Genomic DNA, 16,138 nt, shown 5'->3' with positions numbered 1-16,138 from the left:
CGATGGCTATCCGCCGTGCAGATCCGGGCCAGCCGGAGCGATCAGAGCTCGGCCGCTTCGCCGGCTGTGGTGATGCCGCGGAGGCGGCGGACGGCGAGCTGTGCGATGACGATGTCCTCGGCGCCGCCGACGACTCCGGTCAGTGGCGGCACGCCCTCGGTCACCATGGCGTGGAAGGCGAGCAGTTCGTTCTGGAACGACGGGGTCACGTCGGCGTACCGTGTGCGCCGTTCGGCGCCGCCGTCGCTTTCGACGAGGGTGAGGCGGGTCGCCGCGCCGAGGAGGTAGGGCGTCGGGAAGACCAGCTCGGCGGACCCGGTGGCGTGCTGGATCGCGACGGTCTCCCGGTAGGCGGGGTAGCCGGTCAGCAGGTGCCAGTGGATGGCGTACCGGCCGCCGTCCCGCAGCGGGCCGGTCAGCTCGATCGACCGGTCGCCCGGTGTGCGGCCGGACCAGACGGCGGCGTGGTCGACGTCTGCGGCGCCGCAGGCCAGCAAGCGCAGCAGCGACAGGTCGTGGCTGATGCTGTTCAGGATCGCCGTGTACAGTCCCCGCGCGGCGGGCGGGGCGTCGCCGATGGCCGTCCGCAGGAGGCCGTCGTCGGCGGCGCGCAGCGCGGAGAGGGCGCCGGCGGGCACGTCGTCCGGCGGGGCGGGCAGGTTGGCGAAGGCCAGCTGCGAGGCGTCGCTCGGATGCAGCACCGTCACCTGGATGGCGTGTGCCTCGGGCATCGCCCGGGTAAGCCGCATGACCGCCGGGTCGTACTGCTTCATGTAGCCGACCATCAGTTTCGGCGACGGCCCGGTGTCGAGCGCGGCCAGTTCGGCGGCCTCGGCGCGGGTGTAGGCGAGCGGTTTCTCGCACAGCACGGGGTAGCCGTGCCGCAGTGCCATGGCCGCGGCCGTGCCGTGCGAGCCGGAGGTGAGCAGGACGAGCGCGTCGAACCCGCCCTTCACCAGCATCGTCTCGAGGTCGGTGTGGCACGCGGGCACCCCGTATCTGGCGGCCACACGCGCGGTCAGCGCGGCCGAGAGATCGCAGACCGCGGTGATCTCGAAGTGGTCGCGGAGCCGTTCCAGCAGTGGCAGGTGCACTGTCTGCGCGATGACGCCCAGGCCGGCGACGGCGATCCTGATCCTCACAGGCCGGCTCGCCTCAGCAGTTCGCGGTTGGCGCGCTGGTCGGCGAGGATCGTGTCCAGATCCTGGCCGGTGGCGGGCGCGTCCTGTTCGACGACGACCCAGCCGGTGTAACCGCACTCCTTGAGCGCGGCGGCGAACCCGGGTATGTCGAGGTCTCCGTCGCCCAGCGCGCAGAAACCGCCGCGGCGCACCAGCTCGGTCAGGTCCCCGCCGTCGGCGCGGGTCTGGGCGAGCAGGTCGCGGCGGGCGTCCTTGATGTGCACCTGGGTGATGCGGCCCGCCCACGCCCGCAGGGCCGCCCGCGGGTCCCCGCCGGCGAGCCAGAGATGGCCGGTGTCCAGGCAGATCCCCACGTCGGTGAGGTCGAGGAGACGCTCGACCTCCTCGGCGGTCTCCACGTCGGTGCCGAGATGATGGTGGAAGGCGGGTTCCAGGCCGGCGGCGCGGCAGACGTCGGCGGCGCGCTGGACGCGCGCCGCGAACGCCGGCCACTGCGCGTCGGGCACGCCGGGCTGGACGGGGACGCCGGGGCGGGCGAAACGCCGCGGGTTGCCCGGACAGGCCAGCGTCGGGCGCGGTGCGAACCGCGGATCGTCCGGCGCTGCGGAGGAGAACCACTCCAGCGCGCGGCGGAGCCCGCCGAGGTCCTCCTCGAACCCGCCGGGATCGCCATAGCGCAGGTCCACCCAGCCCCCTGCCAGGCCGAGCCGGTGGCCGGCCAGCCGGCCGGCCAGCTCGTGATCCGCGCCGAGGTAGCCGATGGGGCCGGAGTCGGTGCCGTCGTATCCGGCGTCGGCCATGCTCGCCAGCAGCTCGTCGGGATCGGGCTTCGCCCCGGTCGATCCGTAGATGCCGAAGTTCACCGGGGCACTGGCCACCCGGGTCGCGCCGTTCATCGGGTCTCCAAAGTCCAGGACCATCGATACGTCCCCGCTCCCACCAGGTACGCGGGCTGGGTGTCGGGCCCGCAGGAGGCCGTGCCGAGGCCACGGTGGGCGGTGTCGATGTGCACGACGCACTCCGCCCGCGGTGCCAGCTCGTCGTGGTGGGCCGCGGCGGCGAGGTCGGCCGCGCGGTACCGGGTGATGCTCACCTGGCGTGGCTCGTCGAGCCGTATCCGCAGCGTGTTCGCCTCTCCGGTGAGGGTGAACCGGCGGACGCCGTGCCGGCCTCCGCTCTCCTGCGGCCGCACGTAGGGGGTGAACAGATCGTCGATCCGTGCCCGGTGCCCGGCCACGGGGCCGCCGGCGCAGCGGTCCGGGTAGGTCTCCCACGGTCCCTGCCCGAACCATTCGGCGTGGTCGAACCCGGCGACGGTCTCGAAGACGGTGCCGACGCGGGCGACATCGGCCAGCTCGTCGCCGAGCACGGCGGTCTCCTCGATCAGGATCGCCTCGCCCGCCGGCGCGAGCACCTGCTCATGGGTGATCAGGCCGTCGAGGTAGCGGACACGGACGCTGACGCGGTCGCCGTGGCGGACCACGTCGATCAGTTCGCGGGCGGGATCGGGCAGTCCTCGTTCCGCCCAGCGGGCGGCGACCCCGGCCAGCCGGTCGTTGTCGGTGGGCGCCCGCCACACGCTGAGCCGCGGCGCCGCGGCGAGCAGCGGGTGCAGCAGCAGCCCCGCGCCGTCGAGCTCGATCGGAGCACCGGCGGGCACGCCGGGGGCGGGTCCCGCTCGTGGCGGCCGGTGGCGTTCGCCGAACCGGTGCAGGAGGTCCCGCTGTTCGTCGCGCAGGCATATCTGCGGCAGGCAGACGGTCGTGCCCGCCGGTGCCCACGGCTGGTCTTCACGAACGGTCGTGTGCAGGGTCAGCCAGATCTCGCCTTCGCCGGGCAGGTCGCGCACCAGCTCGGCGGGCAATGCGATGGCCGCCGAGCCGCCCGCGGGGATGTCCGGCAGGTCGGCGGGCACGGCACGGCCAGGCGCGTCCTCCTCCTCGATCCGCCACTCCGCGGCCAGCCAAGCGAGGTCGCGGAAGTGCTGGCGGTTGTGCACCCGGACGCCGTCACCGGACGCCTCCAGCCGGATCGGGGCGGCGAGCTCACGGTGCTCGTACATCACCGGCTTCGGCGTGCGGTCGGGGAAGACCACGCCGTCGATGCAGAAGTTGCCGTCATTGGGCGCATCGCCGAAGTCGCCGCCGTAGGCCCACCGGTACCCGGGTCCCGTCGTCCCGGCGGAGTAGTCCCCGTCGTCTCCCGCAGGCAGGCCGTCGCCGATCCGTTGCAGCAGGCCGTGGTCCCAGAACTCCCAGATGAATCCGCCCTGCAGACCGGGGGTCGACTCGATGGTCTCCCAGTAGTGGGCGAGGCCGCCGTTGCTGTTGCCCATGGCGTGCGAGTATTCGCAGAGGATGAGCGGCCTGGTCTGCCTGCCGGAACGGGCGTAACCGGCGATCTTCTCGGCGGAGGCGTACATCGGGCAGATGATGTCGCTGATCGCGCCGCGGTCGAAGTCGTACTTGACGGCGCCCTCGTACTGGATCGGCCGCGTCCGGTCGAACGCGCGCAGCCAGCCCGCGGCCGCGTCGTGGCCCGTGCCGTAGTCGCTTTCGTTCCCGAGCGACCAGACGATGACGCTGGGATGGTTCCTGTCGCGCCGGGCCATCCGCGACACCCGGTCCAGGAAGGCCGGCAGGTACGCGGGGTCGTCGGCGATCTCGCGGGCGTACCGGTGGCTTTCGATGTCGGCTTCGTCCACCACGTACAGGCCGAGTTCGTCGGCGAGGTCGAGCAGGGCAGGGTCGTTCGGGTAGTGGGAGGTCCGCACGGCGTTGAAGCCGAACCGCTTCATGGTCGTCAGGTCGGCCCGCATGTCGTGGACGGAGACCACCCGGCCCGTCCGCGGATGGAAATCGTGCCGGTTCACCCCGCGGATGTAGATCCGTTCGCCGTTCACCACCAGGTCGCGGCCGACGATCTCGACGTCCCGGAAGCCGACCCGCACGGTCGTCTCGTCGGCGACGGTCCCGTCCGGGCCGTGGACGCGCACGGTCAGGCCGTACAGCGCGGGCGTCTCCGCGGACCACGGACGGACGTCCGGCACGATCGTCCGCAACCGGGTCCGGCCGAGCCACGTCGAGACCTGCCCCCGTTCGGAGAGCAGAGCGGCGTGCTCCTCGTCCACGCTCAGTTCCAGCCCGTCGAGGCTCGCGGAGACATGCCACCCGGCGGGCAGGCGACCCTGCGCCGAGCGCACCTCCGCGTCCACCCGCAGGACCCCGTAGCCGCGCGCCGTGACGTCCAGGTCGGCGAGATAGAGGGGGGCGGTCTCGTACAGGAACACCGGGCGCGTGATGCCGCCGTGCCACCAGTGGTCCTGGTCCTCGATGAACGTGGCGTCGGACCACTTGGCCACGGTGAGCCGGATCGTGTTGGTCTCGCCCGGCCGCACGAACTCGGTGACGTCGAACTCGCTCGCCAGGTGGGAGTCCTTGCCGATCCCGGCGTCGGCGCCGTTGACCTGTGCGATCAAGCAGCTCTCCGCCGCCCCGACGTGCAGCACGACCCTGCGCCCGGCCCAGGCGGCCGGCACGTCCACGTCCCGTTCGTACACACCGGTCGGGCCGGCCAGGGGAGGACGCGGCGGCAGGTCCGGCCACGGCATCTGGTAGTTCGTGTACTGCGGCAAGTCGGCCGTGCCCTGCATGGTCCAGCAACCGGGGACGTCCGCCCGCCCCCATTCGGCGCCGAGCGGGGCGCCGGGTGCGGGCAGGAGCTGGAACCGCCAGCGGCCGTCCAGGGGCAGGCCCGGAGACCGGCGGACGGCGTTCATCGGCAGCCGCCGCCATCCGGTGAGCTCCGGACAGGCCCATGGACGATCAACCACGCAGCGCTCCCTTCATCACGTCCCGGATGAACTGCCGGGCGAACAGGATGAACACCACGACGAGCGGCAGGACGGCGAGCAGCGTCCCGGCCATCACCATGCTGTAGTCGGTGTGGTGGGCGGTGTTCAGCCGGGCGAGAGCCACCTGCAGGGTCACCTTCTCCGGGTCGACCAGCGCAACCAGCGGCCAGGCGTAGTCGTTCCAGGCGATGATGAACGTGTAGATGCCGAGGAAGGCCAGGCCCGGCCGGATGGCGGGCAGCGCGACGTGCCAGTACTGCCGCAGGAACCCGCAGCCGTCGAGGCGGGCGGCCTGGAGCAGGTCGTCCGGCACGGACCCCTGGATGTACTGGCGCATCAGGAAGATGCCGAACGCGTTGGCCACCCCGGGGAAGATCAGCGAACTCAGCGAGCCCGCCCAGCCCAGCTCCACCATGAGGACGAAGCGCGGGATCAGGGACAGCTGCGCGGGCAGCATCAGGGTCAGCAGCAGGACCCGGAACAGCATCCGGCTCCCCGGGAACTCGTACTTGGCGAACGTGAACGCCGCCAGCGAGTCGATGAGGAGCACCAGGAAGGTCGTCGCGCAGGCGACGATGATCGTGTTGGCCAGCGCCCCCATGAAGTCGACGTTGTCGAAGACACGCTGGATGTTGCCGACCAGGTGCGGCCCCGGGACGAGTGCCGGCGGGTTGCGGTACATGTCCTCCGTGGTGTTGGTGGCCATCACCGCCGTCCAGTAGAACGGGAACACCGACACGAGCATGCCGAGCATCAGCAGCATGTGCAGGGCGACCCTCTTGGCCCGCTTCACGGCCCTGGCCCGCTGATTCACCCGCTTGACCCTGTGCGCCTTGTGCGCGGCCCCGGCCCCGGCCCCGGCCCCGGTCACGGGAACGCTCTGGTCGCTCACCGCCTGACTCACCGGTCCCTCCTTCCCGAGCCCGCGATCAGGCGCCAGTTGATGAGGGTGAACAGCAGGATGACCAGGAACAGCGCCCAGGCGATCGCGGCACCGTAGCCCAGCTGGTTGAAGCTGAACGCCTCGCGGTACAGGTACAGGACGGTGGTCAGCCCTGCGTGGCCCGGTCCGCCGTTGTCCGGGTTGGTCGCGTCAACGGTGCCGAACAGCACCTGCGGCTCGGTGAAGGTCTGCATGCCGCCGATGGCCGACATGATGACCGTGAACAGGATGACCGGCCGGAGCAGCGGCAGCGTGATCTTCAGGAAGCACTTCACCGGCCCGGCGCCGTCGATCCGGGCGGCCTCGTACAGCTCCGACGAGATCGCCTGCATGCCGGCCAGGTAGATGATCGCGTTGTACCCCGTCCACTGCCAGGTGATCAGCGCCGAGATGACGAGCTTGATCGCGAAACTGTCGGTCAGCCAGCCGACGGTCCCCACGTTCAGCCATTGGAGGACGACGTTGACCAGGCCGACCTGGTTGGCGAACACGGAGCCGAAGAAGATCGCGATGGCGACGATCGATGTGACGTTGGGGATGAAGAACGCGACCCGATAGAAACCGCCGAAGCGCACCGACGAGTTCAGCATCGCCGCGAGGACCAGGGCCAGCAGGAGCATGGGGACCGTGGACAGGAACCAGATCGCGAACGTGTTCGTCAGCGACTGCCAGAACAGGCCGTCCTTGACCATGAACCGGAAGTTCCGCAGCCCGACGAACTCCATGGGCCCCAGGCCGTCCCACTTGTGGAACGCCAGGTAGAGCGAGAACAGCACGGGGCCCAGCATGAACACGGCGAAGAGCACGTAGAACGGCGAGATCGCGAGGTACTGCCGCCAGTAGGTCCGCAGCGCCCTCTTCTCTTCCGCCCTCTTCTTCAGGGCCCTCTTTTTTATTCGCGGATGCCCCGTGCCGGCCCGGGTCGCGACCATCTAACTCACGCCCTCGCGCTGGGCGACTTGCTTCGCGGTGCTGACCGCGTCGTTCCAGGCCTTCTCCGGGTCCTTCTTCTTCGCCCAGACCTCCTTCAACTCCGACAGGAACGGGGTGGAGACGGCCGCGTCCCCGGGCGCCTCGTAGGCGACGGGGATCTTGTCGGCGGCGGGCGCGAAGATCTCGATGGTCTTCTGGCCGCCGAAGAAGGGGACGGGCGCCGTGAGCTCGGGCAGGGAGTAGCTCGCCGGGGCGGCGGGGAAGTTGCCGTTGTCGACCCAGGTGCGGGCCTCGTTCTGCGGGTTGAGCAGCCAGGTGATGACCTCGAACGCCAGCGCGTGGTCGCCGCCTCCCGCGGGGATGCTCAGGAACGAGCCGCCGAAGTTGGCCGGCCCGCCCGGCATCGTCGCGACCCGCCACTTGCCCTTCGTCTTGGGGGCAGCCTGCACCAGGTCGAGGTAGTGCCAGGCCGCGCCGACCGAACTGGCGGCCGTGCCGTTGTTGTAGGCGGCGTTGGAGTCGGTGGTGCCCGGCTCGGCGTAGGGCGCCACGATACCGAGCTGCATGGCCTTGATCGCCCGGTCCCAGGCGGTGCGGATGTGGGGCTGGTCGGCGATGAAGTGGTTGTTCTCGTCGATGAACAGCTTGGTGCCCTGCTTGACCGTGTAGGCGAACGGTGAGCTTCCGTCGTCGATGAGGTACGAGTCGGGCACGGCCTTCTTGAGCTTCACACCGGCGTCGAAGTAGCCGTCCCAGGTGGACATCGCCGCGGACACGTCCTTGGGCTCGGTCGGCAGCCCGGCCTTGGCGAAGATGTCCTGCCGGTAGAACAGCGCGCAGGGGCCGATGTCGATCGGCAGGCCGAGGAGCTTGCCGTCCTTGGTCGTGGCCTGCTTCAGTTTCCACGCCACGTACTGCGAGGAGATCTTGTCGGCGCCGAGGGTGTTGAGGTCGACGAACTGGTCGGCCTTGGTGCCCTTGAAGAAGGGCATGTCCTCGCCCTTGACACCGGTGATCGAGGGCAGGAACGCGCGGCTGGTCATCGTGGTGAGCAGCTTCTGCTTGAAGGTGCCGCCGATCACCGAGGGCGTCAGCTTGGTCTGGCCGAAGTGGGCGACCCCGTCCTTGAGGACGTTCATGCTGATGCAGCCGTCCCAGACCCAGACGGCCATCTTCTGTCCGGCCAGGCTGTCGGCGCCCTTGCCCGACGAGCCGCCGCCGCATGCGTTCGCGGCGAGTCCCGCGCCGGTGAGCAGGCCGGTCTGGATCAGTCGTCTGCGTGTGAGTTCCATCGTGATGATCCTTCTGGGGAGAGGGTGGCGGGGGCCTGGATGTCCGGTGCCCCGGGCACCGGTGCGGGAGCGGCATCGGGAGCGGCATCGGGAGCGGCGGCGATGACGTCGGGGATGACCTCGGGGATGACATCGTCGAGGAACGCGTAGACGCGGCGGAGCTCGGGGTCGGCCGGGACGGCGCGCCACCATTCGGCGATTCCGGCCCAGCCGGGTGCGGACAGGGACCCGCCGGGACGACGGACCGAGAGCGCGGCCGACAGGTTGGCGAAGCGGAGCCGGTGGGCCAGCGGCCAGCCGGCGAGCGTCCCGGCGACCAGGCTCGCGCCGAACACGTCGCCGGCCCCGGTGGGGTCGACGGCGGCGACCGGGACCCCGTCCGCGGCGGCGGTCTCACCGGTGGAGCCGTCGATGGCGACCGCTCCACCGGCGCCGCGGGTCACGACGGCGAGCGGGACGAGCTCGGCCAGCTTCGCGACCGCCGCCTCGGGGGTGTCGGTCCGCGTGTAGGACATGGCCTCGTGGGCGTTGGGCATGAACGCGTGGCAGTGGGCGAGCTGGCCGAGGGCGTCCGTGGACCACTCCCCGGACGAGTCCCAGCCGAGGTCGGCGAAGACCAGGCCCAGGTCGGATCGTTCCAACCAGGGAATGGGCTCCTGCGCGATGTGGAGCACGGCCGCCCGCGCTCCCGGCGGCGTGACCCGCAGCTCGGGAGGGGCGGTTCCGTGGCTCACCAGGGCACGGTCGCCGTCGTAGGCGAGCGCCACGGTGATCGGCGTGGTCCAGCCGCCGAACCGTCGTGACAGCGACAGATCGACGCCCTCGGTCTCGAGGGCCTCCCAGCAGTCGCGGCCGCTCCGGTCGTCGCCGAACGCGGCCGTCAGCGACGTGCGCAGGCCGAGCCGGGCGAGCGTCACGGCGAAGTTGGCGATGCCGCCCGGACCGGCGCCCATCCCCGTGCTCCACGCCTCGGCGCCCGGCTTGGGCGGCTGGTCGAGTCCGGTGAAGACCAGGTCGTGGAACAGCAGTCCTGACAGGAGGACGTCGACGTCCGCGGACCGTGACGTACCAGGTCTGATCATCAAAGTGACCTTTGAGGAGAGGCAGGACCGTTAGCGGCCTTTTGGTTGGGCATATCGTCCACACCTGCGCAGAGATGCGCAATAGAGTGAGCAAAATTTTTCATTCTTGAGCGAACGCGCTACCGTGCTCCCATGCTTCGGGACCAACGCCATGAGCTGATACTGCGCATCCTGCACACCGATGGCCCGACGACCGTCGAGACGCTGGCCGACCGGCTGGCGACCAGCGGCGCCACCATCCGGCGCGACCTCGCACAACTCGACGAGGACGGCCTGCTGCGGCGGGTCCACGGCGGCGCGGTGCCGACCGAGGACCGGGATGATCCGTTCATTGACGTGGCGGCGGTCCATGCCGCCGAGAAGGACGCGATCGCCGCGCGCTGCGCAGAATTGATCAAGGATGGGGAAACGGTCTTGATCGATATCGGCACGACCGCGCACCGCGTCGCCCGGCGGCTGCGCGGCCGGTCCCTCACCGTCATCACCAGCAGCCTCGCGGTCGTGGAGGAGCTCCAGGACGAGCCCGACATCCGGCTGATGGTGCTCGGCGGAATGCTCTGGCGGCCCTACCGGTCGCTGGTGGGGTTCACGACCGAGGACAACATCCGGCAGATCCACGCCGACCGGCTGATCCTGGGGACCAGCGGGGTACGGCCGAGCGGCCACGTGATGGACACCACCGTGATCGAAGTGCCGGTGAAACGGGCGATGCTCTCGGTCAGCGACCAGGTGATCCTGGTGGCCGACGCCGGGAAGTTCCCGGGCGTCGGCATGGCCAAGGTCTGCGGGCCCGAGGATCTGGACGTCGTGGTGACGAACGCGCCCGTCGACGCGGCCACGGCCGCCGCGCTGCGCGAGGCGGGCACCGAGATCATCGAAACGGGAACCGAGATCATCGAAACGGGCGCGAGGTGATCGAAGTATGAGGCTGACCATCCTCGGCGGCGGCGGATTCCGCGTGCCGCTGGTCTACCGGGCGCTCCTCGCCGACCGGGCGAAGGGCCACGTCACGCATGTCGTCCTCCATGATCTCGACGCGGCGCGGATGGGCGTGATCGGCCGGGTGCTCGCCGAGCAGGCCGCGGGGTTCCCGCACGCCCCGCGGATCTCGGTCACGACCGACCTCGACGAGGCGCTCACCGACACCGACTTCGTGTTCTCGGCGATCCGGGTCGGCGGGCTGGCGGGCCGGGAGGCCGACGAGCGGCTGGCCCTGGGCGAAGGGGTGCTCGGCCAGGAGACCGTGGGCGCGGGCGGCATCGCCTACGGGCTGCGCACGGTCCCCGTCGCGATCGACATCGCCAGGCGGGTCGCCGCCCGCGCGCCGGGCGCGTGGGTCATCAACTTCACCAACCCCGCCGGCCTGGTGACCGAGGCGATGTCCCAGTACCTCGGCGACCGCGTGATCGGCATCTGCGACTCCCCGGTCGGACTCGGCCGCCGCGTCGCCGCCGCCCTCGGGGTCGACCCGGCGAGCGCCTGGTTCGACTACGCGGGCCTCAATCACCTGGGCTGGCTGCGGGCCGTCCGCGTCGACGGCCGGGACGTGCTTCCCGGCCTCCTGCGCGACGACGCGGCGCTGGCCTCCTTCGAGGAGGGCCGCCTCTTCGGCGGCGAGTGGCTGCGCACGATCGGCGCCGTCCCCAACGAGTACCTGCATTACTACTACTTCGACCGGGACGCGGTCGCGGCGGCGCGGGCGGCCCGGCAGAGCCGGGGCGCCGTCGTCCTGGACCAGCAGCGCGACTTCTACGCGCGCACCGCCTCAAGCCCCGGATCCGCGCTCCAGGCGTGGGAGGCGACCCGGCTGAGGCGCGAGGTCACCTACATGGCCGAGAACCGGGAGGCGGCCGGCGTCGGGGAACGCGCGTCCGAGGATCTCGACTCCGGGGGATACGAGAAGGTCGCGCTCGCGCTGATGCGCGCGATAGCGCAGGACGAGCGCGCCACCCTGATCCTCAACGTCCGCAACCGGGACACCCTCGCCGGGCTCGACTCCGACGCGGTCGTCGAGGTGCCCTGCGTGGTCGACGCGGGCGGGGCACGGCCGGTGGCCGGGGACCCCCTGCCGGACCATGCGCTCGGCCTGGTCGCCTCGGTGAAGGCCGTGGAGCGCGCGGTGCTGGAGGCGGCGACCACCGGATCCCGGCAGGCCGCGCTGCGCGCGATGGCGATCCATCCGCTGGTCGATTCCGTCACGGTCGCGCGGCGGCTTCTGGAACGGTACGAGAGCGAGTTCCCCCAGCTGGGCTACCTGCGCTGAAGGCGAGGCACCGATGCATGACGACCGCAAGCAGGTCGAGGACAGGCTGGACCGCGCCCTGCGGGAACGGATCGTCCCCGCGACGTACGCGGAGCGGATCCCGATGGACCTCGAGATCTGGAACGTGCCGGACGAACCGGTGCCGGTCGGCGAGGCGCTCGCCGCCGAGTACGCGCCGTTCGAGCCGGGGACCCGCTGGGGCCGCGCCTGGTCGACCAGCTGGCTGCGGGCGACCGCGACGGTGCCCGCCGGCTGGGCGGGCCGCCGTGTGGAGGCCGTGTTCGACCTGGGGTTCGTCGGAGACTGGCCGGGCAACCAGGCCGAGGCGCTCGTCCACGACCTCCAGGGCCGGCCGATCAAGGGCATCGAGCCGATGAACCAGTACGTCCCGCTCGCCGACGCGGCCGCGGGCGGTGAGCGGGTCGGCCTGCTGGTCGAGATGGCCGCCAATCCCGACATCCTGGCGAACGGCTTCGTTCCCACCCGCCTGGGCGACAAGGCGACGGCGGGTGACGAGCCCCTCTACCGGTTCGGCGCCGCCGACGTGGCCGTCCTCGACCAGGACGTCTGGCATTTGCGGCTCGACACCGAGGTGCTGTCGGAGCTCATGCGTGCCCTGCCGGCCACGGACCCGCGCCGGCACGAGATCCTGCGGGCCCTCGAACGCATGCTGGACGACCTCGACATCCACGACGTGGCCGGCACCGCCGCCCGGGCGCGCGCCAACCTCGCCGGCGTCCTGGCCCGGCCCGCGCAAGCCAGCGCCCATACCATCTCCGCGACCGGCCACGCGCACATCGACAGCGCCTGGCTGTGGCCCATCCGCGAGACCCAGCGCAAGACCGCCCGGACCTTCGCCAACGTCACCGCCCTGGCCAAGGACTACCCCGAGTTCGTGTTCTCCTGCTCCCAGGCCCAGCAGTACGCATGGGTCAAGGACCGCTACCCCGAGATCTTCCAGCGCATGCGTGAGGCGATCAAGGTGGGGCAGTGGGTGCCGGTCGGCGGGATGTGGGTGGAGGCCGACGGGAACCTGCCCGGCGGCGAGGCGATCGCCCGCCAGCTCGTGCACGGCAAGCGGTTCTTCCTCGACGAGTTCGGGGTGGAGACCCGCGGGGTCTGGCTGCCCGACTCGTTCGGCTACACCGCCGCCTATCCGCAGCTCGCCGTGCTGGCCGGCAACGATTGGTTCCTCACCCAGAAGATCTCCTGGAACCAGACCAACAAGTTCCCGCACCACACGTTCTGGTGGGAGGGCATAGACGGCACCCGGATCTTCACGCACTTCCCGCCCGCCGACACCTACAACGGCACGTTCGAGGGCGGTGAGCTGGCGCACGCCGTGGCGAACTACGCCGACAAGGGAGGGGGGACCCGGTCGCTGCTGCCTTTCGGGCACGGCGACGGCGGCGGCGGCCCCACCCGGGAGATGCTCGAGAAGGCCAGGCGGCTGAGGGACCTCGAAGGATCGCCGAAGGTCGTGATCGAGGACCCGAACGGCTTCTTCGCGGACGCCCGCGCCGAATATCCGGACGCCGCCGTCTGGTCCGGCGAGCTCTACCTGGAGCTTCACCGGGCCACCTACACGAGCCAGGCCCGGACCAAGGCGGGCAACCGGCGCAGCGAACATCTCCTGCGGGAGGCCGAGCTCTGGTCGGCGACCGCCGCGGTCGCCGCCGGGCTCGACTATCCCTACGAGGAGCTCGACCGGCTCTGGAAGACCGTGCTGCTCCACCAGTTCCACGACATCCTGCCCGGCAGTTCGATCGCGTGGGTGCACCGTGAGGCGGAGGCCGTGTACGCCCGCGTCCGGGACGACCTGGAAGAGATCATCCGCACCGCGACGGCCGCCGTGTCCGGCGCCGGGCGTACCGGCTGGGTGTTCAACACGAGCCCGCGGGGTCGCGCCGAGGTGATCCGGGTCCCGGCGGAGCTGCCCGTCGATCTGGTGGCCCAACCGGACGCCGGGCTGAACGGCCAGCGGCTGAGCGACGGGTCCGCCGCCGTCTTCACCGAGGTCCCCGGCTCGGGCGCGGCAAGACTGGACGGCAGCGCCGCCCTGGCGGCGGTGCCGGCGGCGGTGACGGTGACCGGCGCGGGGTCCGGCTGGACGCTCGACAACGGCCTGGTGCGGATCGAGGTCGACGAGGCCGGGCTGCTGACCTCGGTCCGCGACCTGGTGGCCGCCCGGGAGGTGCTCGCTCCGGGAACCCATGGCAACCTCCTGCAGCTGCACACCGACTTCCCTAACCACTGGGACGCCTGGGACATCGACCGTCACTACCGGCGGCGGCACACCGACCTCACCGGCGCCGACTCGGTCACCGCCACCGAGCACGGTCCGCTCGTCGGCTCCGTCCGCGTGGAACGCTCGTTCGGCGCGTCCAGGATCGTGCAGACCATCACGGTCACCACGGGCAGCCCGGGGGTGCGGATCGAGACCGAGATCGACTGGCACGAGCGCGAGAAGATCCTCAAGGCGGCCTTCCCGCTCGACGTGCACGCGGACCGGTCGGCCGCCGAGATCCAGTTCGGGCACGTGTTCCGGCCGACGCACACCAACACCAGCTGGGAGATGGCCCGGTTCGAGGTCCCCTGCCACCGCTGGGCCCATGTCGCCGAACCGGGCTACGGGGTGGCGCTGCTCAACGACTCGACCTACGGCCATGACGTCACCCGCACCACGCGCCCCGACGGCGGCACGACCACGACCATGCGGCTCAGCCTCGTCCGCGCGCCCCGCAGCCCCGATCCCGAGGCCGATCAAGGGCGTCACCGGATGACGTACACGCTGCTCCCGGGCGCGGCGACGGCCGACGCCGTCGCCGGCGGCTACGCCCTGAACCTTCCGCTGCGGGTCACCGGCGGCGGTTCCGAGGCGCCGCCGGCCCCGCTGGTGAGCATCGAGGGGAACGCCGCGTCGATCGAGGCGGTCAAACTCGCCGACGACCGGTCCGGTGATGTGATCGTGCGCCTGTACGAGTCGCTCGGCGGCCGGGCGGACACCCGCCTGCGGGCCTCGTTCCCGGTGGCCGAGGCGACGGTCACCGACCTTCTCGAGCGGCCGTCGCCCGGCGAGCCGATCGCGGTGGAGGCCGACGGGAGCATCCCGGTGTCGCTCCGCCCGTTCCAGATCACGACACTGCGGCTGCGGAGGACCAGGTGACGCAGGAGTCTCTGCCCGAAGGCCGGATGGCGATGCCGCCCGCTGTGACGGGCCGGCCGGTGCCCGCATGGTTCACCGACGCCAAGTTCGGCATCTTCGTCCACTGGGGTGCGTACTCTGTGCCGGCCTGGGCGGAGCCCACGGGCGAACTGGGGGCCATGGACCCGGATGAGCAGTTCGCCCACAACCCGTACGCCGAGTGGTATTGGAACACCAGCCGCATAGAGGGAAGCCCCGCCCACGAGCACCAGCGCGCGGTCCACGGGGGCCGCCCCTACGACGACTTCCTCGACGCGTGGAAGGCCGAATCCTTCGACCCGGCCGACTGGATCGACCTGTTCGCCCGCACCGGCGCCCGCTACGTCGTCGCGACCAGCAAGCATCACGACGGCATCGCCCTGTGGGACGCTCCCGGCACCCGCGTCCGCAACACGGTCCGGCGCGGCCCGCACCGTGACCTGATCGCCGATCTCGCCACCGCCACCAGGGCCCGCGGTCTGCGTTTCGGCACGTACTACTCCGGTGGGCTCGACTGGCATGCCGGCCGCAGGGACGTCATCCGCCACGAGGAACTGATCGACGACTGCCGCCCCCACGAGGCCGCCTACGCCGCGTACGCGCTGCGCCAGATCCGCGATCTGATCGTCCGGTACGAGCCGGACGTGCTGTGGAACGACATCGGCTGGCCGGCCGCAGGCATGGCCGACCTGCCCGACCTGTTCGCCGACTATTACGCCACCGTCCCGGACGGCGTGGTGAACGATCGCTGGGACGGTGCCCACGCCGACTTCCTGACCAGCGAATACCAGGCGAGCCGCGAGAACGAGACGGCCTCCCGCTGGGAGCACTGCCGCGGTATCGGCCTCTCCTTCGGCTACAACCGCAATGAGGGCCCAGAACACCTGCTTGACACGGCGGCCGCAGTCCGCCTGCTGGCGGACGTCGTCTCACGCGGCGGGAACCTGCTGCTCAACGTCGGCCCCAAAGCCGACGGCACGCTGCCCGGCGAGCAGCGCGGGGTCCTGGAGGGCATCGCGTCCTGGATGGTCGACCACGCCTCCGCCGTGTACGCGACGAGGCCGCTCGACGCCGCCGTACCGAGCGACGACAGCCCGTGGATCCGCTGGACCCGCGACGACCGTCACGCCTACGCGTTCCTGGCGGACGTCCCGGCCCGTTTCTCCGGCAGAGCCTCGGGGGAGGCTCTGCTGAAGACACGGCCCGGGCTGCTGAACCCCGCCACAGCGGTCCGCCTGGGCGGCCGTCCGGTCGAGGCCCGCGCCGTGCCGAACGGCGTCGTCGTCACCTCCGCCGATCTGGGCACGCCACTGCCCGCGGTCGTCCGCTTCGCCTTCACCGCGGACCCGGCGGAGCGGCCGCTTTTCGTGTTGTGATCAATGCGCGGCACGGATCGCGCTGACCGGGCCGAACGGCTCGAGCAAGACCACGTTCCTCCGGGCGCTG

The 16,138-nt window shown here is 71.2% G+C and carries 11 protein-coding genes; 4 read left to right on the top strand and 7 right to left on the bottom strand.

Annotated elements, in window-relative coordinates; genetic code table 11:
• Positions 1–41: 41 nt before the first annotated feature.
• Genes ACH34W_RS46930 through ACH34W_RS46900 form a run of 7 tightly spaced genes read right to left on the bottom strand, consistent with a single transcriptional unit; the run spans position 42 to position 9,245 of the window.
• Positions 42–1,142, bottom strand: coding sequence for a Gfo/Idh/MocA family protein (locus ACH34W_RS46930; RefSeq protein WP_395967746.1), 1,101 nt, complete (start codon positions 1,140–1,142; stop codon positions 42–44).
• Positions 1,139–2,038, bottom strand: a complete 900-nt coding sequence (locus ACH34W_RS46925) for a sugar phosphate isomerase/epimerase family protein (protein WP_395967745.1) — start codon at positions 2,036–2,038, stop codon at positions 1,139–1,141. The genes ACH34W_RS46930 and ACH34W_RS46925 overlap by 4 nt, the downstream gene beginning before the upstream one ends.
• The gene (locus ACH34W_RS46920) at positions 2,035–4,974 is read right to left on the bottom strand and encodes a glycoside hydrolase family 2 TIM barrel-domain containing protein (protein ID WP_395967744.1); all 2,940 of its coding nucleotides are present in this window, start codon (positions 4,972–4,974) and stop codon (positions 2,035–2,037) included. Before ACH34W_RS46920 ends, ACH34W_RS46925 begins: the two co-directional genes overlap by 4 nt.
• Positions 4,967–5,899 carry a carbohydrate ABC transporter permease gene (locus tag ACH34W_RS46915; protein ID WP_395967743.1) on the bottom strand — a complete coding sequence of 311 codons (933 nt, stop codon included), beginning with the start codon at positions 5,897–5,899 and terminating at the stop codon, positions 4,967–4,969. The genes ACH34W_RS46920 and ACH34W_RS46915 overlap by 8 nt, the downstream gene beginning before the upstream one ends.
• Positions 5,896–6,870, bottom strand: a complete 975-nt coding sequence (locus tag ACH34W_RS46910) for a carbohydrate ABC transporter permease (RefSeq protein WP_395967742.1) — start codon at positions 6,868–6,870, stop codon at positions 5,896–5,898. The genes ACH34W_RS46915 and ACH34W_RS46910 overlap by 4 nt, the downstream gene beginning before the upstream one ends.
• A complete protein-coding gene (locus tag ACH34W_RS46905; RefSeq protein ID WP_395967741.1) occupies positions 6,871–8,163 on the bottom strand; it encodes an extracellular solute-binding protein in 1,293 nt (430 codons plus the stop codon). It lies immediately after the preceding gene.
• Entirely contained in the window at positions 8,139–9,245 is a 1,107-nt protein-coding gene (locus tag ACH34W_RS46900) for a PfkB family carbohydrate kinase (protein WP_395967740.1), read from the bottom strand. Before ACH34W_RS46900 ends, ACH34W_RS46905 begins: the two co-directional genes overlap by 25 nt.
• A gap of 132 nt (positions 9,246–9,377) precedes the next feature.
• On the opposite strand from ACH34W_RS46900, the gene ACH34W_RS46895 reads away from it, so the two are divergent.
• Genes ACH34W_RS46895 through ACH34W_RS46880 form a run of 4 tightly spaced genes read left to right on the top strand, consistent with a single transcriptional unit; the run spans position 9,378 to position 16,068 of the window.
• On the top strand, positions 9,378–10,160 hold the full coding sequence (locus tag ACH34W_RS46895) for a DeoR/GlpR family DNA-binding transcription regulator (RefSeq protein ID WP_395967739.1): 783 nt from the start codon (positions 9,378–9,380) through the stop codon (positions 10,158–10,160).
• Between the two features lie 7 nt (positions 10,161–10,167).
• Complete coding sequence (locus ACH34W_RS46890; RefSeq protein ID WP_395967738.1) at positions 10,168–11,508, top strand: 6-phospho-beta-glucosidase; 1,341 nt, start codon at positions 10,168–10,170, stop codon at positions 11,506–11,508.
• A gap of 13 nt (positions 11,509–11,521) precedes the next feature.
• Positions 11,522–14,674, top strand: coding sequence for an alpha-mannosidase (locus tag ACH34W_RS46885; RefSeq protein WP_395967737.1), 3,153 nt, complete (start codon positions 11,522–11,524; stop codon positions 14,672–14,674).
• A complete protein-coding gene (locus tag ACH34W_RS46880; protein WP_395967736.1) occupies positions 14,671–16,068 on the top strand; it encodes an alpha-L-fucosidase in 1,398 nt (465 codons plus the stop codon). The genes ACH34W_RS46885 and ACH34W_RS46880 overlap by 4 nt, the downstream gene beginning before the upstream one ends.
• Positions 16,069–16,138: the final 70 nt, after the last annotated feature.

The sequence above is a fragment of the Actinomadura sp. 6N118 genome, assembly GCF_044326415.1.
Classification (GTDB): Bacteria; Actinomycetota; Actinomycetes; order Streptosporangiales; family Streptosporangiaceae; genus Spirillospora.
The sequence above is the reverse complement of the archived record's forward strand: the minus strand, read 5'-3'. Positions and strand labels throughout refer to the sequence as shown.

Bases quoted from the DNA above. Each gene is read 5' to 3' on its own strand.
- ACH34W_RS46925 (WP_395967745.1), bottom strand. From the start codon at position 2,038: ATGAACGGCGCGACCCGGGTGGCCAGTGCCCCGGTGAACTTCGGCATC.
- ACH34W_RS46910 (WP_395967742.1), bottom strand. From the start codon at position 6,870: ATGGTCGCGACCCGGGCCGGCACGGGGCATCCGCGAATAAAAAAGAGG.
- ACH34W_RS46905 (WP_395967741.1), bottom strand. From the start codon at position 8,163: ATGGAACTCACACGCAGACGACTGATCCAGACCGGCCTGCTCACCGGC.
- ACH34W_RS46900 (WP_395967740.1), bottom strand. From the start codon at position 9,245: ATGATCAGACCTGGTACGTCACGGTCCGCGGACGTCGACGTCCTCCTG.
- ACH34W_RS46895 (WP_395967739.1), top strand. From the start codon at position 9,378: ATGCTTCGGGACCAACGCCATGAGCTGATACTGCGCATCCTGCACACC.
- ACH34W_RS46890 (WP_395967738.1), top strand. From the start codon at position 10,168: ATGAGGCTGACCATCCTCGGCGGCGGCGGATTCCGCGTGCCGCTGGTC.
- ACH34W_RS46885 (WP_395967737.1), top strand. From the start codon at position 11,522: ATGCATGACGACCGCAAGCAGGTCGAGGACAGGCTGGACCGCGCCCTG.